The organism is Chitinophagales bacterium (assembly GCA_020636535.1).
Lineage (GTDB): Bacteria > Bacteroidota > Bacteroidia > Chitinophagales > JADIYW01 > JADJSS01.
The window spans coordinates 1,730,210-1,752,964 of record JACJXT010000011.1 but is presented as its reverse complement, the minus strand read 5'-3'; the positions used below and the strand labels follow the sequence as shown (position 1 = coordinate 1,752,964).

Genomic DNA, 22,755 nt, shown 5'->3' with positions numbered 1-22,755 from the left:
AAAAGTAAATAATTGCTATGAAAAAAACGATTATGGTTATTATAAAACTCATTTTATTAGGAGCAATTTTGTTTGGATTGTATGTTGCTGCCACTATTGCTTATGCATATTTTACAGACTATCAGCCAGAACCTGAAGAAGAAATTGAAGTTATAAAAGGAAGCGTAAATAGAGCTATTGATAAAGACGAATTTGTTTTTTATGATTGGAATATTGGTTATTGTGGATTAGGAGCAGAGTCGGATTTCTTTTATGATGGTGGAAAAATGGTGCGACCGAAAAAAGATTTGACACAGAAAAATTTAGATGGTGTTCTACAAACCGTTAAATCGTGGACAAGTGATGCCGATTTTATTTTGTTACAAGAAGTTGATGTGAAATCTAAAAGAAGTTATAAAATAAACGAATTAGATGCTATTCAAAAAACAACTGGTTACAATGCTGTGCTTGGTGTTAACTACGATGTAAAATATGTGCCATTGCCATTTACCAATCCTATGGGAAAAGTATTAGGTGGAATAGTGAGTTTGTTTCCATATCAAACAGCAAGTGAACCAATTAGAGTACAGTTTCCTAGTAATTTTTCTTTTCCTAAAGGATTGTTTTTTTTAGATAGATGTTTTGTAAAACATAGATTTAATTTAAAAAATGGCAAGCAACTTATTGTAATCAATACACACAATTCGGCTTATGATGGTGGAAAATTGAAAATACAAGAAATGGAATATTTTAAAAAATATATTGTTGATGAATATAATTTAGGTAATTATGTAATTGTAGGTGGCGATTGGAATCAAATTCCACCAGGTTATACACCAAAAGATGCGAATAGCAATTACGAAGAAATGCCAATTCCAGAAGGATATGTAGATAGTAATTGGACTTGGGCTTTTGATATCAATCATGCTACGAATAGAAAGGTAGATAAACCATATGTAAAAGATAAATCTTATACTACGATTATCGATTTTTATTTATTGTCGCCAAATATAGAACTCATTGCTGTTGAAGGATTACCAAACGATTTTGCATTCTCAGATCATCAACCAGTTAAAATGAAGTGTAAATTGAAACCTTATGAAAATTGAAAGTGAAATTCAACAATTACAAAAAGTCATAGTACATCAACCAGATTATGGTATAGAACAAATTTCGCCAGAGTTAGCAGAAGAGTTGCTCTACGATGATATTGTTTTTTTACCAAGAATGATTGAAGAGCACAATAGTTTTACCAACTCTTTAAAACAACTTTTAGGTGATGATAATGTTTTAGAATTTGAAGACTTATTGACTGATATTTTAGAAGATGAATCAATAAAAAATGATTTATTAGATTATTTATTTGAAATAAAATATTTAAACTTAGCTAAATATGAATTGCTTAAATCAAAAACAGCAGAAGATTTATGCGAAATTTTAGTAGCAGGAATATTACCAGGAAAAGCAGAGTTTATTTTAAATCCGTTACCAAATTTAGTGTTTACAAGAGATATTGCTTGTGTCGTAAACGACCATATTATTTTATGTACAGCTAATAAAAAAGCAAGACAAAGAGAAAATATATTAACAAGTTATATCGTAAAACATCATCCAATTTTTAAATCGTTTGAAGGAAAAATTATAGATTTAATGGAACGAAAAACCAAGAAATCTTTTTCAATAGAAGGTGGTGATATTATGTTGGTGCATCCAAAACATTTGTTAATTGGAGAAAGTGAACGAACTTCATTAAATGCTATTTTCGAGTTAAAAAATATATTATTTGAAAATAATGTAGTAGATTATATATCTGTAATAGATATGCCAAAAGATAGATATTGCATGCACTTAGATACTATTGTAACAATAATTGATGAAAATACTTGTGTAGGTTTTGCTCCTTTGGTTTTCGATAAAAATGATAAAGTGGATATTGTAACTTATTCAAAAGAAAACAAGAGAGCTGTACTGCACGATTCTATAAAAGATTTACTACAAGAAATCTATCCAAAAATGCAATTTATTCCTTGTGGAAATGGAAAATCGCCTTTTGCAGAAAGAGAACAATGGACAGATGGTTGTAATTTTGTAGCAGTAAAAGCTGGTGTTGCATACTCTTACGAAAGAAATATTAAAACACTACAAGCATTACAAGACAATGGCTTTAACATTATTACAGTTGAAGCAGTAGTTAATAATAAAATTAATATTAATCAAATAGAAAAAACAATTATTACTTTATCTTCTGCTGAACTATCAAGAGCAAGAGGTGGACCACATTGTATGACTTTACCAATTGCAAGAATGTAATTTTAATCTAATAGATTTTCAATAGATATGTCTTCATCTAAATCTTCCCAATGAATGCCTTCGCCTTTTCCTATAAAACGCCAATTTTCTAATTGTTTTTTTGAAGCATTCCTTAATTTATTAAACCACTCTAGTGGTACGGATAATTCTCTTCCATCTTCAAATAGAATTATCATTTTTGATTCATTAAATGAAATATCCGTTGCTAATTTTGATTTATTAATTGTTAAAATACTCATCCCATTTGTTTTTGAAAAGTTCAACATTACTAATTACTAAATTACGCAATTCTTTCAATTCATGTGCAGAAAATCCTTTTTACAAGTTCAACTACTTCTATGTTAAATTTTGCAGTATTACTGTCTTTTTCAATATGAATATGTTTAGGTAAGTGTTCATTACTATAAAAGAAAAACCTATATCCATTAATTCTTAATATTGTTGGCATAAAAAAGTAAATATAATCATTTTAGTTATGTTTAACTGTAAAATCACTTGTCCATTTGTTGTAAATGATGTTTACAATGGTAAATGGTAAAATATAACATTTCTCTCAGAGTTGTTTTTCCAAGAATAGGATGTGGTAAAACGAAAACATCTAAATCTTTATCATTCCAAGTGTCAATGCTTTTAAGTAGTGCAGTTTTGTTAGCATTCCAAAAATTGTCTAGAACAGTTTTATTTTTAATCAGACTAATTTTAGGCAAATAAGGCAAAGGTGCTTTTGCTCCTTCATTAAGTTTTAATTGATATTGAAAAACAACTTCATCGTAATTTCGTTTATTTCTACCTAGTTGTCCACCAATAGCTTTTAATAAAAACTTCGGACTAGCAAATCCAATGGCAGTTATGCCAAAGCTAATTGCCAAATGATCAATTATTTGTGCATTATTCCACTTTTCACCTTTGTCTTTAAACAAAACAGCATCGCTATTGTTTTTTACTTGTGTTTCAAGTTTATCTAGTACATCATTCAATGCAATCAGAATATTATTTTTATCTTGGCTAAGCATAATTTTATTTGCAAAGTAAATGAATATTTTGTTTTCATACCAATTTTTCGCAGAAGTAATCGTGCCTTTAGCGTTACCAAAAACTTATACTTTTGCTATTCCTAATCATTTGGAGAATAAACTTAGTGTTGGACAAAGAGTTGAAGTACAGTTTGGTAGAAGTAAATTATATGCAGGAATTATATTTAATATTCATCAAAATCAACCGAATGATTATGTGCCAAAAGAAATTTTAGGTACTATAGATGATGATGTAATTGTAGAAGCAAAACATTTACAGTTTTGGCAATGGATTGCATCATATTATATGTGTTCTCTTGGCGAAGTCATGGAAGCAGCACTACCAGCTTATTTTAAAATTTCTTCGCAAACATTTTTTTTGAAAAATTCAAATACAACAATTGATGAAACAACACTAAACAATGATGATGCTTATTTGGTGATGTCTGCTTTTGAACATCAAGAAGAGTTGTCGTACAAAGATATTCAAACCATTGTTCAGAAAAAATCAATTGGCAAGTTAATACAATATCTAATAAATAATAAATTAATTTATATAAAAGAACAGTTGATAAATAAGTATTCACAAAAAACAGCTGTATTTATTTCATTAGATGATAGTATAAAAAACAATAGCAATTCATTAAAAAAGGTATTCGACGATTTAAAAAATGCACCTAAACAAGAACAAGTATTGTTAGCATTGTTGTCAATTGACAAAAAAGAACCAGTACTACAAAAAGAAGTATTAGAAAAAGCAAATGCAAAAGCCAACACTATCAAATCATTAATAGATAAAAAAATACTACAAAAACATATTTTACCTATTGATAGAGTTAATGTTACTCAGTTAGAAGATGACAAACAAATTCAGTTAAGCGAATTACAACATCAAGCACTACTACAAATAGAAGCACATTGGCAAAGTAATGCTACTGTTTTATTGCATGGAATAACATCAAGTGGAAAAACATTAATTTATATCGAATTAATTAAAAAAATAATTGTAGAAAATAAACAATGTCTGTTTTTATTACCAGAAATTGCTTTAACAGCACAACTCATTCAACGATTATCACATTATTTAGGAGATATTGCAGTTTATCATTCTAAACTTAATGATGCAGAACGCATTGAAATTTGGACAAAAGTTTTAAACAACGAAATTAAAATTATAGTAGGAGCGAGGTCGGCTTTGTTCTTGCCATTTCAAAATTTAGCTTTAATTATTATTGATGAAGAACACGATGCATCTTATAAACAACAGCAACCTAATCCAAAATATCATGCAAGAGATGCAGCACTCATGTTAGCTAAACTACAAGATGCAAAAGTGTTGTTAGGTTCTGCAACGCCATCAATAGAATCGTATTTTAATGCCAAAGCAAACAAATATGGTTTGGTAGAATTACAACAACGATATGGTGGTGTGTTGCCTCCAAATATAGAATTTGTTAATTTGAATAGAGCTAAGCAACAAAAAGCATTTGCCAGTGGACTTACTTTTACGCTACGAGATGAAGTACAAAATACTTTAAATAGTAAAAATCAAATTATATTATTTCAAAACAGACGAGGTTTTGCTCCTTATATCATTTGCAATAATTGTGCTTGGGTGCCTACATGTAAAAACTGTGATGTAACACTTACTTATCATAAATACAGCAACGATTTGCGTTGTCATTACTGTGGATTTACGCAAACTAATTTACACGAGTGCAAAGCGTGTAAGAGTACCGAAATGCAACAAGTTGGTTTAGGCACAGAACGCATTGAAGAAGATGTTCAAATTATGTTTCCAAAAAATAGTGTAGGTAGAATGGACTACGACACAGTGCGAGGAAAACACGGACATGAAAAGATTATCAATCAATTTCAACAAGGTGAGTTTGATATTTTAATTGGTACGCAAATGGTTACCAAAGGTTTAGACTTTGATAAAGTACAACTTGTTGGAATTTTAGATGCTGATACACTGATGCATTTCCCAAATTTTAGAGCAGAAGAAAGAGCTTATCAATTAATGATACAAGCAGCAGGAAGAGCTGGAAGACGAGACAGTGTTGGAAAAGTGATTATACAAATGTCTGATTTAGAACATCCAATTGTAGATGCAGTTGTAGATTATAATTACAATACAATATATCAATTAATTATTAAAGAAAGACAACAATACCAATATCCACCATTTAGTAGATTAATACAGTTAAGTTTAAAACATAAAAAGTTAGATGTAGTAGAAAATGCAGCACAATATTTATATAAATTACTACAAGCACCTTTAAAAGGAATGGTTTTAGCACCACATCGACCAATATATCAAAAAATAAATAATTATTATATTAGAGATATATTGATTAAGATTCCTAGAACAACCAATCAAGTACAAGTACTAAAACAAAATATTAGAACAGCAATCAATACCATTTATCAGTATCAAAAATTTAAACAAGTACAAGTAATTATAGATGTAGATGTTTATTAGAGATAACTCGTTGTAAATTTAGAAACAATATAAATTTAAAATCATTCTTCTCAATCTGTCTGCTGATAAAACAAATTTGAGCTTAATTTGGATTTTTTTATAATACTTATAGCAGATTATTGGTGAATTTCTTTGTAGTACTACAAATACGAAATTACAGAAATAATGTTCAAATGAAAAACAGCTTACTTACTGTAGTTTTCATTAAAACTCATCATCCAACTGATGCCAAATTGATCTATCAACATACCAAAATAATCGCCCCAAAATGTATCAGCCATTGGCATAGTAATTTTTCCACTTTCTGCTAAAGCATTAAAAATAGTATCGGCTTCAGCTTTGCTATCTGCTGTAATTGATATAGAGAAATTAGTTCCAACTAAAAAATTGTTAGCACACCATTCTCCACCAGCATCGCTTCCCATTAAAATAGACTGTCCAATTGGTAAAGACACATGCATAATTTTGTCTTTATCTGCTTCTGCTACTTGTTGATTTTCACTTGGTGGCATATCGCTAAATTTACTGATGTAGTTAAAGTCACCACCAAAAACAGATTTATAAAAATTAAAAGCGGCTTCGCAGTTGCCATTAAATGTAAGATAAATGTTTGTTGTTGCCATAATATATTTTTTTAAATAATTTTAAATCTACAATAAAGTTTAAGATTACTTAGCTAAAATAGTAAAAATCAATGCAATTATTGCTGGTATTGCTTGTACAAAAAATATTTTTCTAGAAGCAGTTAAAGCACCAAAAATTCCTGCTACAATCACACATAATAAAAAGAAAAGTCTAATATTAAATTGCCAATGACAATCTGTTATAAAGAAACTCCAAATTAAACCAGCAGCTAGAAATCCATTGTATAATCCTTGATTAGCAGCCAATGCTTTGGTAGGTTTAAATAAATCAGCAGAAAAGCTTTTAAATGTTCTTTTGCCAACGGTTTCCCAAGCAAACATTTCTATCCATAAAATATATACATGTTCTATAGCTACTAGTGCTACTAAAATGGAACTTATAATTTTTAACATGCTTGTAAATATATACAATCTTGCTTATTACAACTTACTGTTTTTTAGCTTTGCTTTCTACATCTCTTAAATATTGAACATACAGTGTATGGTAAAAAGAGTGCTTATTATTAAGATATGCAATGAAATTGGCAATCATTGCACCTAATAGCAGAAAGAAAATAATACTGTGTCTGTCTGTCATTTCAAATACAATAATCGCTGCAGTAAATGGAGCTCTTGTAACAGCAGTCAAAAATCCAACCATACCAACCAAAATTATTAAATTGGCATTTCCGTGAGTCAATTGTAACCAATCAGCGACTATTGCACCAATTGAAGCACCACAACTAAGAGATGGAGCAAATACACCACCTGCACCACCAGAACCAAAAGAAGCTATCATTCCAGCCATTCTAATAAATGGTAATTGCCAAGGAATAGTTTTATTGCTATCGAATAAAGCTTTTTCCATATATTCTTTACCAGAACCCATTGCATTAGTTCCATAAAAATATATCATTGTAGCAACTATTAAACTAGATACAATAATGAGTAATATTTTCCGCCAATTTTCTTTATTAGAATTAAAATATTTAATAAAAGATAATAATGCATCGCAGACTTTCGCACCAAAAAATCCACTTAAAATAGCAACAATCAAAATACCAATATACACCATGTAATTGTCGAAAGCAGTTTTTGGATATCCTAAATATAAGTAAGGTCCACCTAAACCTTGAGCTGTTAATCCAGCAATGATAACTGCTATAAACAAAGTAGATTTATAGTATTTCATATGGTATTTAGACAGTTCTTCAATTGCAAAAATAATTCCGCCTAATGGTGTATTAAATGCAGCCGATAAACCAGAAGCTGCACCAGCAATTATCATATTTTTTTGATTGATGTGAATCCACCATTTTGGTAAAAGTTTATAGACTAAATTAGAAATGGCACTAGCAATGTGAATGGTTGGTCCTTCTCTTCCAATAACACCACCACCAATAACTTTTATTACACTTGATATAATTTTAATGAGAGCAATCTTGGCACTTAATAAATATGATATTTTATTTTGTTTAGAATGTGATGTCAATTCGAGTGTAGTCATTACTTGTGGAATGCCACTCCCTTTTGCATAGGGTGCAAATTGTTGTACCAACCACCAAGAAATTAGAAAGGCAATTGGCGTTATGATAAAAATTAAGAGTGGATTTTTATCGTATATTGAAAAAGATAATTTTGTAGCATAATTGAATAAAACACTATAAGCGTATGCAATTATACCTATTAAAAAAGAAGCAATAATAAAAGGAAAGAATTGTAAGAACTGAATTTTTAGTTTTGAGTTGGTTTCTATTGTACTATCATATAGTTTTTTTATATAATTTCGTAGTGCAATAAAATATTGGTGTTGTTCTATTTTTAATAGTATAGTCTTTATTGATTTCAATAATAACAAATTGGAGAGTACAAAAGTACAGTTTATTTCTGGGCTTTAATTTATGTAATGGTTATAAAATAATCTGTGTGCATTTAGAAACAAAACAAAGTAAAAATTGTCATTCTTAACTTGTCTGCCGACAGGCAGCTTGATTGGGAATCTTTTTTATGATTTTTACGACAGATTCCTGACCTGCCTGCGGTAGGCAGGTAAATTTCTTCGTTATACTACGAAATTTTCTAGAATGCCAAATGCACAACAGGTTAACATCTAATAATCTAATATCTAGCAATCTATATTATAACAACTGCTTTACTACCGTAATACTAACAATATCGCTCCAATGACCTACAATCTTATCGTCCACTCTATAAATCGCTTTATATTTCCATAGCTCAGCATTTTTTGGTAATGGATGCTCATCTACATAATTTGGTTTGGTGTCAATATCACAAAATTCAAAACCATTGCCACGGTCTACCCAAATTTCTAAAGCATTCATGCCATTTCTTTTCCAAATAACTTCTGGCTGTCCACCTTCCATTAATCGTAATACAATACTAGGTTTAATAGTACTTAAGCTAGGTTTTACTGTTTTAGTACTTGGTGTTTCAATACCTAAGTCCAAACCATCGGCAATGGTATAACCCAAATGTCCTTTAATTCTTTTAGTTAACGATTTTACCCTAACAAAAATGCCAGGCACAATAGCTGCAGGTGCATTGCCCAAAGTTGGCGGACTCGGTGCTACGCTGGCAGTGCCTTGTGCATTAATTCCATCTTGAATTTCATTAAGATAAGCATTTAGTTTCTTTTGAAACTCGCTGTGTTGTATTTTGTAGTTTAAGTAGTACGAGTAAGCATTGTCTGATGCTTTAACTTCGTTTACTTCGGCGGTGCTAATATTGTACTTTGCTGCATACTTGCTCAATTTGTTGGCAAAGTTTTTTAGCCATACTTGTTTTTCGGAGCTTGTTCTTGGAAAAACTCCATTTGAATTTGAAGCCATAATTAATTTTTTTTAGTGATGAATAATAAAATATATACGCCAAAACAATTCATTTATTGTACCATATAATATATATTAACATTCGTTTAGTTAAATAGCAGTATTTTATATCTATTGTTTGCATTTATTAGAATATTTTAACTACATGTACCCATGTAGTTGCTTTTATGTTATATGTAGCCAACTACAGACCATCATGTAGCTAGTACAATACTATGCGTAGTTATCTACAGACCATCATGTAGCCACTACAACACTATGTGTAGCTAACTACAGTCCACCATGTAGCTACTACAACACTATGTGTAGCTAACTACAGACTACCATGTAGCCACTACAACACTATGTGTAGCTAACTATAGACCACCATGTAGCAACTACAATACTTTGTGAAGCTACTTCATTACTGTATGAAACTCTCTTTAATGCCTTGTAAAAAACTTTAGGTAAGTATTTGAAAAAAGAATAATTTTAAGTTATTATTTTACCTGTTAATCCAAAATAACAGGCATATATTGAAAATATTACTTAAAGATTTTAAATTTGCTATATTTATTAACGATTAGAATGGTAGTTTAGCATACAAATGACTAATAATATAATTAATATACCTTTTACTGTATCTGCAAGAACAGCACGACTGATTGGTCAGGAAAATTTTGCTAATGCTGAAGGTGCTATTATTGAATTGGTGAAAAATAGTTATGATGCCGATGCTTCCATCTGTGTAATAATTATTGATCCAGTAAATGATACAATTCGCATCATGGATAATGGAGATGGCATGACAGTAGAAAGGATTAAGACACATTGGATGACTATTGGGACAGATGATAAAAAAGTAAACTTTAAGACAAAATCAAGAATAAAAACAGGTGCTAAAGGTATTGGTAGGTTTGCTCTTGACCGACTTGGAAGGTCAAGCATTATGGTTACTAAAACGATTGATTCTGAAAGCTTGGTTTGGGATGTAGATTGGAATCAGTTTGAAAATACAGGAGCAGTTATCTCAGATATAAAAGCGACATTGCAAGTTGGGAATAGTAATTTATTGGATGAAGTTATTGAAGTTCAAAATTTTTCAGGTCTTAGTCAGTCAATTATTGATTATTGGAAAGAAGAAAAAGGAACGTTGATTTCTATAGATAAACTACGAGATAGTTGGGACGAAAAAGCCATACAATCTTTGTATTCCAATTTGGAAATTTTACTTCCCCCTCTTGAAACAAATATTTTTGAAGTATTTCTTTTCAGTACAATAGAGCCTGAAAAATATGGTAAAATCCAGCCGACTTCTTGTGACGACTTTGATTATAAAGTGACAGCAACTGTTGATGAAAGCCAAAATGTGAAGGTTGAAGTTTATAGAAATGAACTTAATCTCGGTGACCTAAAGAGAATCGGTTTTTTTGATAAATCGAAGTTGAATCAAACGCAATATCAATTAAAAGCATTTGATGATGGTGTTTTCGAGATGGCAACCAAACTTGAAAATCTTATTCCCGGATATAAAGATATTGACAAGAATGATAATCTAAATAAAATAGGTGCGTTTACATTTTCTTTTTATTTTATGAAAAGAGGTGGAGGGCAGGAAAGGGATGAGGATATAACGAAATATCCATATAAATCTGTCAATTATAGTCAAAGAACAAATTGGTTAGATAAGTTTGGTGGAATAAAAATTTTTAGAGATAATTTTAGAGTTAGACCATATGGAGAAACAAAAAGCAGTTCCTTCGATTGGTTAGACTTAGGAAAAAGAGCTTTAAGTAATCCAACTGTAACAAGGCCGGGTTATCGAGTAAGACCACAACAGGTATATGGTATTGTAAACATTTCAAGAATAGACAATATCAACTTTGAAGACAAATCGAGCAGAGAGGGATTGCAAGAGAATGATGCTTTTAATCTTTTCAAAGAAATTCTAAAATCAATTATCGAGATTTTTGAACAGGACAGAAATCAAATAATGATGTCCTTGAAAAAAATATACGATGATAATAACAAAAAAAGAAAAGCTCAAGAGGATGCAGAAAACATAATAAAGAACAAGAAAAATTCTAATAAATCAGCAACACCGGAAGAAGAAAGTGCAGAAAAAAACACTTTAATAAGTGCGATTGAGGCATATAAGGAAGATATAGAAGAACTTCAAGACGAGCAAAAAATTCTTAGAGTTTTAGCGAGTGCAGGATTGATTGTTACCTCCTTTGCACATGAATTTAGAAATCACACAGACAGCATTTTACCTCGTACCGATGAACTAAAACAAGTTTTATTAGAAATCATTGATATGGAAAAACTAAAACAACTTCCCGATTTTTTTGATCCGTATATTATGCTTTCCGATATGAGAAAACAAGATGAGAGATTGAAATCATGGCTTGATTTCTCGATTTCGTCCGTAAGAAAAGACAAACGATCAAGGAGAATCATTAATATGGTTACTTATATTGAAGGATTAGAAAAAATATGGAGTTCATTGTTATCAAGGAGAAATATAAAATTGACAATAGATAAATGGAAGTTTTCAGAAGTTAACTTCAATGGGCATGAAATTGATTTAGATGGGATATTCAATAATTTAATTACAAATTCTGTTGATGCTTATAAGCGTAGCGATGCTGGAGATGTGCGGGAAATAAAACTAAGTTTTTCATTTAGTCCTTTAGATTCAAATGGAATAAGTGTGATTTATGAAGATTTTGGACCAGGTTTATTAGAGGAAATAACCGATGCTAATAAAATTTTTCAACCTTTTTATACCACCAAACGAGACGATAAAACCGGAGAAAAAATTGGAACAGGATTAGGAATGTGGATAGTAAAATCTACCATTGATGAGTATAACGGAGATATAGAAATCGTAAACGCCCGACCACATTTTAAAATTAAAATAACATTACCACATAATTAATTGTCATGGCAAAATATAAAATAGCATATATAGACGAATCAGATGCTGATACAAGAAGATTTCAACGGTTTTCTTATAATTATTTTGATGTCGTTCCTATCATTCCTAATGATTCAATAGAAGAAACTTGCAATGACATTTTACAGAGTCATGTTGATGCAATAATTTCTGATTTTGATTTTGCAGAACAACTTTCAACAGTTCATTACGATGGAACTGATTTAGTAAGCTTGTTTCTTAAGAAAAGAGAAGGATTTCCTGTATTTATTCTTACTTCCTATGAAGATGATGCCATCTCAAAAGGAGAAGATGTAAATATAATTTATGAAAAGAAAGAAATGGATCAAGGAGAAACCTTTCTTCAAAGGGTAAAAGCACAGATTGAAAAATACAAGCATAAATTAGAAGTTGACGAAAATAGATTGTTAGAGTTGATTTCTGAAAGTAAGAAAAGAAAGTTAGATGCTTCGGAAATTGATGAGCTAGCAGAATTGGATTCAAAAATTGAAAAATCCTTGGATAAGGAAAGTCGAATTCCAAATATTTTGAGAGATGATAAAGAGGCATCTGATTTATCAGAGCTTTTGAAAAGAGTTGATGACTTAACCAAAAAACTTGGAGGAGACAAATGAATCAAATAGTATATAGAGTTGAACCTCCATCCAGAACTTACGCAGGCAAAGAATTAAAGGATTATAAAAGATATAAAGATTCTTTGGAAATGGACTTTAAAGAAAGATGTGGTTATACTTGTTGCCAACAGATTTGGTTTGGAGGTAAAAATAATTTTCAAATTGACCATTTCAAGCCAAAATCAATTTATCCTGATTTGGAAACAAAGTATTCCAATTTAGTGTATTCATGTTCTTATGTGAACCGTGCCAAAGGGGACGATAATGGAAAATACTTAGATCCTGTTGATGTAGATTACAACTTACATTTTTATAGAGATGAACTTGGAAACATTTTCCCTAGAGAGGATTCAGATTCTGCAAAATATATGTATGTCCGTTTAAAGCTATATTTAAAAAGATACAGTATTATTTGGATGCTAGAGCAATTAGAATCGAAAATGAAACAATTAAGAATTTTAATTGAAAATACAGGCGAGGCAGAAGCAAAAGAGTTATTTATCGCAATAGCATTTCAATACATGGATTATAAAAAATATTTGAAAGCAACACTTTAAAATGACCAACATCTTCAAATATCTCAAATCCTATCCGCCACTTCCAAAAGAAGTGGACAAGCTCATTGTGTCTGCATTTGTTGAGATAAATAATTTAGAAGTAATCAATAATAGATTTATTAAGAGCTACTTAATCTCAAAAAGAAAGTCAGAGAAAAGGAAAAAATTACTTGAATTTATTGAAATTGTAAAAAGTGAAGTACAAATATTCAATATTGAAAAACTTATAGAACTGTTCGAATTCGTTATTTCCCCTTCAGACAGAATTGTAAATGGAGCAATCTATACACCTTCAGAAATTAGAGAATATATTGTAAAGCAAACATTCAACAATCACAGAAATAATTTGGATGAAGTTACTGTAGCAGATATTGCCTGTGGTTGTTCTGGATTTTTATATTCGGCTGCAAAAGAACTGAAAAAAAAGACAGAAAACAGCTATCAATATATTTTTAAAAATCAAATTTTTGGTTTAGATATTCAAGATTATTCAGTTACACGAAGTAAACTTTTACTAAGCTTATTAGCATTATCTGAAGGAGAAGATGTTGGAACATTCCATTTTAATATTCATCAAGGTGATGCTTTGCTTTTTAAATGGGAACAAGAATATCAGAATTTTGAAGGATTTGATATTATTATTGGAAATCCGCCGTATGTGCGTATAAGGAATCTAGAAGAAAGTGTAAAAGTAAATCTTAAGAAATGGTCGGTATGTAATTCAGGAAATCCTGATTTATATATTCCATTCTTTCAAATTGGGTATGAAAATCTTGCAGAGAATGGAACACTTGGTTTTATTACAATGAATACTTTTTTTAAAAGTTTAAATGGTAGAGCTTTAAGAAAGTACTTTGAGGATAATAATACAAGTATTAGAATTATCGATTTTGGCACAAATCAAATTTTCAAATCTAAAAGCACTTATACTTGTATTTGTTTTTTGGAAAAAGAAGAACAAAACTATATCGAATATTATAAATCCAAAAAAAAAGAATTACCTACTAATAGGGGGCAATATAGAAAGATAAACTATAAAAAACTAAATGCAAAACAAGGGTGGAATTTAAATAATAATACACTAGTTGCTAAGATTGAAGCAGTTGGGAAGTCCTTTGGTGAAAGGTATAAAACTAGACATGGTATAGCTACTTTAAGAAATGACATCTATATTTTTAAGCCAGTAAAAGAAGATGAAGAATTTTATTATTTACAGAATGGTACTTTATTTCCTATAGAAAAAGGTATCTGTAAAGATATTTTGAATTCAAATAAATTGAGTAGAGAGATTGATTTTGAAGGTGTCAGAGAAAAAGTATTATTTCCTTATAATGCTGAAATAAAACCCAAGGCATTAGAAGAAGAATATTTACGAGAACAATTTCCAAGGGCATTTGAATATCTACAACATAAGCGTAATATTTTAGCAGAAAGAGATAAAGGAAAAGGCAAATACGAAAAGTGGTTTGCTTTTGGCAGAACGCAATCATTAGAAAAGGTTAGTAATAAACTATTCTTTCCTAAATTTTCGGATAGGATTCCAAGTTATTTAATCAGTAATGATGAAGATTTATTATTTTATAATGGTCAAGCTATTATTGGTCATTCAGATGTAGAAATGCAATTAATTAAAGTAATATTAGAATCGCGCTTATTTTGGTTTTATATTAAATCAACTAGTAGGCCTTATTCCTCAAATTATTATTCATTAGATGGAGCGTATATTAGAAATTTTGGAATTCCTAATTTTACTCAAAATGATATTGATTTTTTAATTAATGAAACTAATAAAAATGATATTGATATTTTCTTAGAGGAAAGCTATAATATTGAACTACCCAATTAGTTATATGTTAATATTTATTTGCCTTTATCAACTACATTTTTACACATAATCTTCAATAGGTGTACAGGTACACATTAGGTTTCTGTCGCCGTAGGTATTGTCAATTTTAGCAACACTTGCCCAAAACTTGTGGTCTTGTAAATACGGCAATGGATAAGATGCTACCTTTCTAGAATAAGCATGTGTCCATTCATCACCAACTATTTCTTGTAATATATGTGGTGCATTAATAACTGGATTGTCTTCTTTTGTATAAGTTCCATTTTCAATCGCATCAATTTCTTGTTTAATGGCAATCATTGCCTCACAAAAACGGTCTAATTCTACTAAACTTTCGCTTTCGGTAGGTTCTATCATTAAAGTTCCTGCAACAGGAAAAGCCACTGTTGGAGCATGAAATCCATAATCTATCAATCGTTTGGCAACATCAATCGCATCAATGCCTGTCTTAGCTTTAAAAGGTCGTAAGTCGATAATAAACTCGTGAGCTACCGTATTGTTTTTGCCTTTAAATAAAATATCGTAATGCTTTTCCAATCGTGCTTTCATATAATTGGCATTTAAAATAGCATACTGTGTAGCCGTTTTAACGCCTTGTTGTCCTAATAATTTGATATAAGCATAAGAAATCAACAAGATAGAAGCACTACCAAACGGAGCTGCTGCAATAGCAGGTATGGCTTGTTTGCCACCAGTTGCTACAAATGGATTAGATGGTAGGAAAGGAGCCAATGCTTCGGTAACACAAATTGGTCCCATACCTGGACCACCACCACCATGTGGAATAGCAAATGTTTTATGTAAGTTAAGATGGCAAACATCAGCACCAATATTAGCAGGCGAGGTTAATCCAACTTGTGCATTCATATTCGCACCATCCATATATACTTTGCCACCATTTTGGTGAATGATATCGCAGATTTCTTGTATGCTTTCTTCAAATACGCCATGTGTAGATGGATAAGTTACCATTAAACAAGACAAGTTCGCTGCATTAGTTGCTGCTTTTTGTTTTAAATCAGCCACATCAATATTGCCATTCTCGTCGCATTTAACAATAATAATTTTCATACCAGCCATGGCAGCACTTGCAGGATTAGTGCCATGTGCAGATGATGGAATTAAGGCAATGTTTCGGTGTGTATCGCCATTATTTTCATGAAATGCACGAATGACCATTAATCCAGCATATTCGCCTTGAGCACCAGAATTAGGTTGTAAGGATGTAGCATAAAATCCAGTAATGTTGGCTAAAAACTGTTCTAATTCTTGTATGATGGTTTGATAACCTTGCGTTTGACTGCTTGGTGCAAATGGATGCATATTGGCAAATGCTTTCCAAGAAACAGGAATCATTTGTGTAGTAGCATTAAGTTTCATCGTACAGCTTCCTAATGGAATCATGGCATGACACAAAGACAAATCTTTTGCTTCTAAGCGTTTGATATACCGTAGCATTTCATGTTCTGAATGATAGCTATTAAACACTTGATGTTTTAAAATGTCATCAGTTCTTAAATAATCATTAGGTATGTTGATGTTGTTATCTACAGTAATTTGTGGAGGATTTTGTTGAATATGCTTTGCTATAATATTTACGATTAACTGAATGTCATCATACGAAGTTGTTTCATCAATAGCTATTTGAACTTGATTGTTGTTATACCAAAAATTACATTGATGCTTTTCTGCTAATTGTTTTAATGCATCGATATTATCAATATTGAAATTAATATTATCAAAATATATTGTATTGTTTTGTTTGATGTTTAATTGTGCTAAAGCATTGGTTAATGTATTTGCTTTTTGGTGAATTTCAGTTGCAATTTGTTTAATGCCATCTGCTCCATGATACACTGCATACATACTAGCCATAATAGCCAATAATGCTTGAGCAGTACAAATATTTGAAGTTGCTTTATCTCGTTTAATATGTTGTTCTCTGGTTTGCAAAGCCATTCGCAATGCTTGATTGCCCAATTTATCTTTAGAAATACCAATTAATCTACCAGGAAGCAATCGGACAAAATCTTCTACACAAGCAAAAAATGCAGCATGTGGACCACCAAATCCCATTGGCACACCAAATCGTTGTGTATTGCCAACAGCAATAGTAGCACCTAATTCAGCTGGCGATTTCAACAAAGCCAAGCTCATAATATCGCAAGCCATTACGGTATTAATATCAAAAGATTTTGCTTTTTGAATAATGCTTTCGTAGTGTTCAATATTTCCATTTGCACTTGGATATTGTATCACCAATGCAAAATATTCATGTGTTGAATCGAAATTCACTACATCATCTACAACCAATTCAATATCTAAAGGAATGGCTCTGCCTTTTACTACTTCTATCGTTTGAGCAAAGCATTGTTTATCAATAAAAATTTTGTTAGCACTAGGTAATTGCTTGTTTTTGTTTCTTACTTCGTAGAGCAAATGCATGGCTTCGGCAACAGCTGTTGCTTCGTCTAATAAAGAAGCGTTGGCAACAGGCAAACCAGTTAAATCGGCAATCATGGTTTGGAAATTGAGCAAAGCTTCTAATCTGCCTTGAGCAATTTCGGCTTGGTATGGTGTGTACTGTGTGTACCAACCTGGATTTTCAAAAATGTTTCTGAGAATAACAGTTGGAGTAAGTGTACCATAATATCCTTGACCTATAAAATTTTTAAATACTTTATTTTTGTTAGCAATGGCTTCTATATGTTGTAAATAGCTTGGTTCGTCTAATGCCTCGCTAATAGCTAAGTCGTTTTGTAAGCGAATGCTGTTTGGTATAGTTTTTTCGATTAGTTGTTCAATAGCATCTACGCCAATAGTTTGTAACATGTGTTTGGTTTCTTCTGCTGTGGTACCAATATGTCTTGGCTGAAATGCGTGTGGATTTGCCATGCTTGAAAAAATTTATGCAAAGATACGGATTTGCCTGCTTTTCATTAATGAAAATTGGTTAATTGTGGAGAACTTTGATTTTATGTTTATGGAATTTCTGGTGGTTGTGGCAGTTTTTCTATCAATGATTTATCGTGCTTAAAATAGATATAAAAAATTCTACTACAATATTCAGCAATGCTGTGTCGTTGAATACTGCCTAATTTATATTTCTTTAAACCATCAAATAAGTTGGGTTGTCGTTCACTTACAATTTTATAGTATTCATCAATAACATATTGTGTGCCTATGTTTTGATATTGACCGCAATGCGAAACATCGTAACATGGACAATATTCTTTAGTCCAAAATTTTTTATTAGGTGGTAGTTTGGTAACCATGTCATTTTCATTGATGTAACAAAATGTAGGAATGGCTAAACAATCGTAAAAATCTTTAAAAGCAGTTCCACCAACTCTTGGTGATCCATAGGTATAAACAGCTTCAAATCCAATATGATTTATAGCAAAATCGGTAGCTGCAACAATAGCTAAAGCACCACCTAAGCTATGTCCTGTTAAATATATTTTTTTGTGATATTGATTGATAGAATCGAGCATTTCAATCAAGGAATCTTTAATACTAAAAAAGGCATTTACAAAACCTTGATGCAAGTATACAGAATCCCAATCTGCCACAGCCGTCATGGTAGCATCTAAATCGGTTTTCATCCAATCTTTATACCAGTTTTTTAGTCCGCCTTTATTTTCAGAACCTCTAAAAGAAATAATCAAGCTATTATCACTTTCAAAAATAACAATATTGGTACTGGTCAATTTGTTCTCTAAATAATAACAAGTATCAACACCGTAAGCTTTAAATTTAAACATTAAAGAGTCGATTAACTCAGTGCTACTTTTATAATCTTGTACTTGTAATAAATCTGGATAGGTATAATAATTACACAAAGCTAATAAGTAGGCCGTAACGCTATCGCTTTTATAACTAGTGTTTTTAATGTGAAAGGTATTATTGCTGCTATAAGTAATTGTAGTAGCAATAAAAATTAGTAATATGGTGTAGTAAATTTTTTTCAACAGAGAATTATTGCAAATAAAATGCCAAAAGTACAAATTAATAGTAATATAGGTATTTTATAATTGGTTGTTATTCTAGAAAATTTTGTAGCATAATGAAGAAATTTACTTGTCTACCGCAGGCAGGTCAAGAATCTGTTGTAAAATTGTAAGCAAAGATTTTTTATTAAGCTTGTCTGTCGGCAGACAAGTTGAGAAAAATGACTTTTACTATACACTATAATTAATTGCAAATTAAAAAGACTGCCTTTTATAGACAGTCTTCACTAGTGTTATGGTTGATTGTGTTTTATGGCTCTATATTAAATATGGCACAGGCTTCTTCATAGCTTAATTCTTGTAGTGGCTTACTAGTTCTAAGGTTTATAGTAGCAGAAGGTGGTATAACAAATACTTTTACATCTGTTATAGTTCGTGTACTACCAGTGTAAGATCCACCATCAGGATTTCTAATTCCAAAAATTATTTTTGTTTGAGTATTATAAGTATAGATTCTAATTTGATATAAACTACTACAGCCAATGCCAGGAGCAGCATACCAAAAATTACTACAATTATTATCTTTGTAATAGACTAATTTAATACTATTATCAAAATCAGTTTGTGAAATACCAGTAAGTAGTAAATCTTCTTCACTAGCTAAACTAAAGTCAGTACTAAAGTTATAAACGGTTACATTGGCGTTTCCGTCAACGCCATCTGTTCCATCTTGTCCTGCTGGACCAACTGGTCCTTCTTTACTACATGCTACTGCTAGTACTACTAGCAAACTGCATAAAATTTTTGTTAGATTTTTCATATTATAATTTTTGATTGTTCAATATTAAAATGATAAAGTAACAATTGCAATTTTAATGCGTGAAATGACCAAATTTTGAGTGAACGGTAAAATTTTTTGTTAAAATAGCTAAGTAATTAATTCAGCTTTGTCAAAGTTTTGAGCTTTGACAAAGCTAAAGATAAAAAAGCATGTCTGTAAAAAGACATGCTTAAATTAGTTTTATGGTATAGATTTATTTTATTCAGGAATATTATACATAGTACAAATTTCATGATAAGAATATTCGGTTAATGGTTTTGATAAACGCAAATGTGTGGTAGATGGTATAATTACATATCTGAATTGATTATTTACTGATGGAGGAGTACCAAAACTAAAATCAGTAGTAAATTGTATATTACCCACAGTAAGAACATAGTTCCATATATATCCAGAAGCATTTGCTGGTAAAGGTCTTATATTACTTCCATCACTACTTAGTTTCGCAAAAGCTAAAACTACTCCTTGGTCTAAAATATCTTGTGTTACAGCCGAAGCCGATTTATTAAAATAGTAATTTCCAGAAGAACCGCTCCATGTTCCAGATGCAAACCAATCGGAATACATTACATTTGCGTTGCCATCAACGCCATCTATTCCATCTTGTCCTGCTGGACCAACTGGTCCTTCTTTACTACATGCTACTGCTAGTACTACTAGCAGACTGCATAAAATTCTTGTTACATTTTTCATATTATAATTTTTGATTGTTCAATATTAAAATGAAAAAGGTACAATTGCAATTTTAATGAGTGAAATGACCAAATAATGAGTGAACGGTAAAATTTTTTGTTAAAATAGCTAAGTAATTAATTCAGCTTTGTCAAAGTTTTGAGCTTTGACAAAGCTAATGAAGTAGAATAAGTAAAATAACAAAACTTAATTAAACAATTGCTTTTTGAGCTTGTTCTTGTTGTTGCTTGTGATACATTTCTGCATAGCTGCCATTCATTTCTAATAAAGATTGATGTGTGCCTTGTTCTACAATTTGTCCATCATCTAATACAAATATTTTATCAAAATTCATGATGGCAAAAATTCTGTGTGTAATAAAAATAACAGTTTTGGTATCAAAAATGGCATTAAGGTTTTTAATAATGGTATGTTCTGTTTTAGCATCAACAGCAGATAATGTATCATCTAAAATAATTAACTCTGGATTTTTAATCAAACAACGAGCAATAGAAATTCTTTGTTTTTGTCCACCAGAAAGCATTACACCTCGTTCACCTACAACTGTATCATATTGTTTAGGTAATTCCATAATATCATCATGAACACAAGCAATTTTAGCGAAGTATTGTATTTCTTCTAGCGTTGCATTATTATTGCCAAATTTAATATTATTGGCAACTGTATCTGAAAATAAGAATAAATCTTGTGGTGTGTATGAAATATGATTTCTATAAGTATTGATATTTATTTCTTTTATTGATTCTTTATTTATAAAAATATTTCCTTCATCAATATCATAGGTTCTTAAAATAAGTTCTGCAATGGTTGATTTACTACTTCCTGTTTTTCCAATAAAAGCAACTCTTTCGCCTTGTTGTATATTAAAATTCATGTTTTTGATAGCATGAATTCCAGTATCAGGATAAGTGAAATCTACTTTATCAAAGGCAATATTTTCTATTGTTTTTATATCAACATCAGATTTGTTTTCAATGATTTCTGTATTGTCTAAAAACTCATTAATTCTTTTTTGAGATGCTTCTGCTCTTTGCACTAAAGAAACTGCCCAACCTAATGAAGCCACTGGCCAAGTCAACATATTAATATAGTAAATAAACTCTGCAATATTACCAGTGGTAAAACTTCCTTTAGCTACTTCATGTCCACCAATATAAATAACTAATATATTGCATAATCCAATTAATAAGAGCATTAAAGGAGAGAAGAACGATTGTGTTTTTGCTAGTGAAATATTTTGCTCTTTATAATGTTCACTTGCTAGTGCAAACTCTTCGCTGGTTTGGTCTTCTAGTGCAAATGATTTAATTACTCTTATTCCTGAATAAACTTCTTGAGCTCTTGAAGTTAAATCAGATAAGGCAACTGAAATAGCTTCACTTTTTCTATTGATGATGAAACTGATTTTATAAATAGAATATGCTAAAACTGGCAATGGCAACAGTACTAGAAACGATAAGTAAGCATTGACTTTAAACATGGTATAGATAACCAATATAAACATAGCAACCATGTTTACTAAATACATTATTGCAGGACCAAAATACATACGCACTCTAGAAACATCTTCAGAAATTCTGCTCATTAAGTCGCCAGTATTATTTCGCTTGTAAAATGTAGTACTAAGTTGTTGATATTTATGATAGATTTCGTTTTTTTGGTCGTACTCTACTTTTCTAGACATTACAATAATGGTTTGTCGCATTAAAAACATAAATACACCTTTAAGTAAAGCACAAGCTAAAATTAAAATAGCAACAGCTAATAAAAAATTACTAAAGGCAGGCAACCAAAATGCTAATGCGTTGGTATGCAGTAATAAGTTGGCAAACTGAATTTTGTCTATTAAAATTTCAATAGCATAACCAATAAACTCTGGAATAAACAAACCAAATAAATTTGTAGCAATTACAAACACAATACCAAATAGTAACATCCATTTGTATTTTAGAAAATAGCGATTGGCTTTGCTTAACGAATTCACGACCTAAAAATATCTAAAATAAATTTTACGCAAAAATGTTTAGTATTTGTTTACATAAATTTGTTGAAACTGT

Annotated in this window: 18 protein-coding genes and 1 pseudogene; 7 read left to right on the top strand and 12 right to left on the bottom strand. The window is 30.7% G+C overall.

The genetic code is table 11. The annotated features are described in order from the left end of the window. The first annotated feature begins 17 nt into the window (after positions 1–17). Positions 18–1,088: an endonuclease/exonuclease/phosphatase family protein gene (locus tag H6553_08175; protein ID MCB9033798.1), complete on the top strand. Its 1,071-nt coding sequence runs from the start codon at positions 18–20 to the stop codon at positions 1,086–1,088. Then, positions 1,078–2,289 (top strand): arginine deiminase, encoded by a 1,212-nt coding sequence (locus tag H6553_08170; GenBank protein ID MCB9033797.1) that lies wholly within the window; start codon positions 1,078–1,080, stop codon positions 2,287–2,289. The genes H6553_08175 and H6553_08170 overlap by 11 nt, the downstream gene beginning before the upstream one ends. 2 nt (positions 2,290–2,291) lie before the next feature. Here H6553_08170 and H6553_08165 read toward each other — a convergent pair whose 3' ends face one another. The 3 genes and pseudogenes from H6553_08165 to H6553_08155 form a co-directional block, all read right to left on the bottom strand. Next, positions 2,292–2,528 (bottom strand): DUF2442 domain-containing protein, encoded by a 237-nt coding sequence (locus H6553_08165; GenBank protein MCB9033796.1) that lies wholly within the window; start codon positions 2,526–2,528, stop codon positions 2,292–2,294. Next, positions 2,509–2,737: pseudogene (locus tag H6553_08160) on the bottom strand (DUF4160 domain-containing protein). Before H6553_08160 ends, H6553_08165 begins: the two are co-directional and overlap by 20 nt. 43 nt (positions 2,738–2,780) lie before the next feature. After that, on the bottom strand, positions 2,781–3,302 hold the full coding sequence (locus tag H6553_08155) for a DinB family protein (GenBank protein MCB9033795.1): 522 nt from the start codon (positions 3,300–3,302) through the stop codon (positions 2,781–2,783). A 19-nt stretch (positions 3,303–3,321) separates the two neighbouring features. Between H6553_08155 and priA the strand changes: the two genes are divergently transcribed. Continuing rightward, entirely contained in the window at positions 3,322–5,787 is a 2,466-nt protein-coding gene (gene priA, locus H6553_08150; protein MCB9033794.1) for a primosomal protein N', read from the top strand. Between the two features lie 185 nt (positions 5,788–5,972). On the opposite strand, the gene H6553_08145 is transcribed toward priA, so the two are convergent. From H6553_08145 to H6553_08130, 4 genes are all read right to left on the bottom strand, one after another. Next, positions 5,973–6,410 carry a VOC family protein gene (locus H6553_08145; GenBank protein MCB9033793.1) on the bottom strand — a complete coding sequence of 146 codons (438 nt, stop codon included), beginning with the start codon at positions 6,408–6,410 and terminating at the stop codon, positions 5,973–5,975. Positions 6,411–6,455: 45 nt separating this feature from the next. Continuing rightward, entirely contained in the window at positions 6,456–6,824 is a 369-nt protein-coding gene (locus tag H6553_08140) for a DUF1304 domain-containing protein (protein ID MCB9033792.1), read from the bottom strand. Between the two features lie 34 nt (positions 6,825–6,858). Beyond that, positions 6,859–8,208, bottom strand: a complete 1,350-nt coding sequence (locus H6553_08135; protein MCB9033791.1) for a chloride channel protein — start codon at positions 8,206–8,208, stop codon at positions 6,859–6,861. A gap of 340 nt (positions 8,209–8,548) precedes the next feature. Beyond that, entirely contained in the window at positions 8,549–9,259 is a 711-nt protein-coding gene (locus H6553_08130) for a hypothetical protein (GenBank protein ID MCB9033790.1), read from the bottom strand. 586 nt (positions 9,260–9,845) lie between these two features. On the opposite strand from H6553_08130, the gene H6553_08125 reads away from it, so the two are divergent. The 4 genes from H6553_08125 to H6553_08110 are packed head-to-tail and all read left to right on the top strand — an operon-like array spanning position 9,846 to position 15,214. Beyond that, a complete protein-coding gene (locus H6553_08125) occupies positions 9,846–12,179 on the top strand; it encodes a sensor histidine kinase (GenBank protein MCB9033789.1) in 2,334 nt (777 codons plus the stop codon). 5 nt (positions 12,180–12,184) lie between these two features. Further along, the gene (locus tag H6553_08120; GenBank protein MCB9033788.1) at positions 12,185–12,811 is read left to right on the top strand and encodes a hypothetical protein; all 627 of its coding nucleotides are present in this window, start codon (positions 12,185–12,187) and stop codon (positions 12,809–12,811) included. Then, on the top strand, positions 12,808–13,368 hold the full coding sequence (locus H6553_08115) for a hypothetical protein (GenBank protein ID MCB9033787.1): 561 nt from the start codon (positions 12,808–12,810) through the stop codon (positions 13,366–13,368). Before H6553_08120 ends, H6553_08115 begins: the two co-directional genes overlap by 4 nt. A gap of 1 nt (position 13,369) precedes the next feature. After that, positions 13,370–15,214 carry an N-6 DNA methylase gene (locus H6553_08110; GenBank protein ID MCB9033786.1) on the top strand — a complete coding sequence of 615 codons (1,845 nt, stop codon included), beginning with the start codon at positions 13,370–13,372 and terminating at the stop codon, positions 15,212–15,214. 39 nt (positions 15,215–15,253) lie between these two features. Here H6553_08110 and gcvP read toward each other — a convergent pair whose 3' ends face one another. From gcvP to H6553_08085, 5 genes are all read right to left on the bottom strand, one after another. Further along, positions 15,254–18,109, bottom strand: coding sequence for an aminomethyl-transferring glycine dehydrogenase (gene gcvP / locus H6553_08105; protein MCB9033785.1), 2,856 nt, complete (start codon positions 18,107–18,109; stop codon positions 15,254–15,256). Positions 18,110–18,195: 86 nt separating this feature from the next. Continuing rightward, positions 18,196–19,185 carry a lipase family protein gene (locus H6553_08100; protein ID MCB9033784.1) on the bottom strand — a complete coding sequence of 330 codons (990 nt, stop codon included), beginning with the start codon at positions 19,183–19,185 and terminating at the stop codon, positions 18,196–18,198. A gap of 289 nt (positions 19,186–19,474) precedes the next feature. Next, positions 19,475–19,984 carry a hypothetical protein gene (locus tag H6553_08095; GenBank protein ID MCB9033783.1) on the bottom strand — a complete coding sequence of 170 codons (510 nt, stop codon included), beginning with the start codon at positions 19,982–19,984 and terminating at the stop codon, positions 19,475–19,477. Between the two features lie 219 nt (positions 19,985–20,203). Beyond that, complete coding sequence (locus tag H6553_08090; GenBank protein MCB9033782.1) at positions 20,204–20,698, bottom strand: hypothetical protein; 495 nt, start codon at positions 20,696–20,698, stop codon at positions 20,204–20,206. Between the two features lie 190 nt (positions 20,699–20,888). Continuing rightward, positions 20,889–22,634, bottom strand: coding sequence for an ABC transporter ATP-binding protein (locus H6553_08085; protein MCB9033781.1), 1,746 nt, complete (start codon positions 22,632–22,634; stop codon positions 20,889–20,891). Between the last annotated feature and the right edge of the window lie 121 nt (positions 22,635–22,755).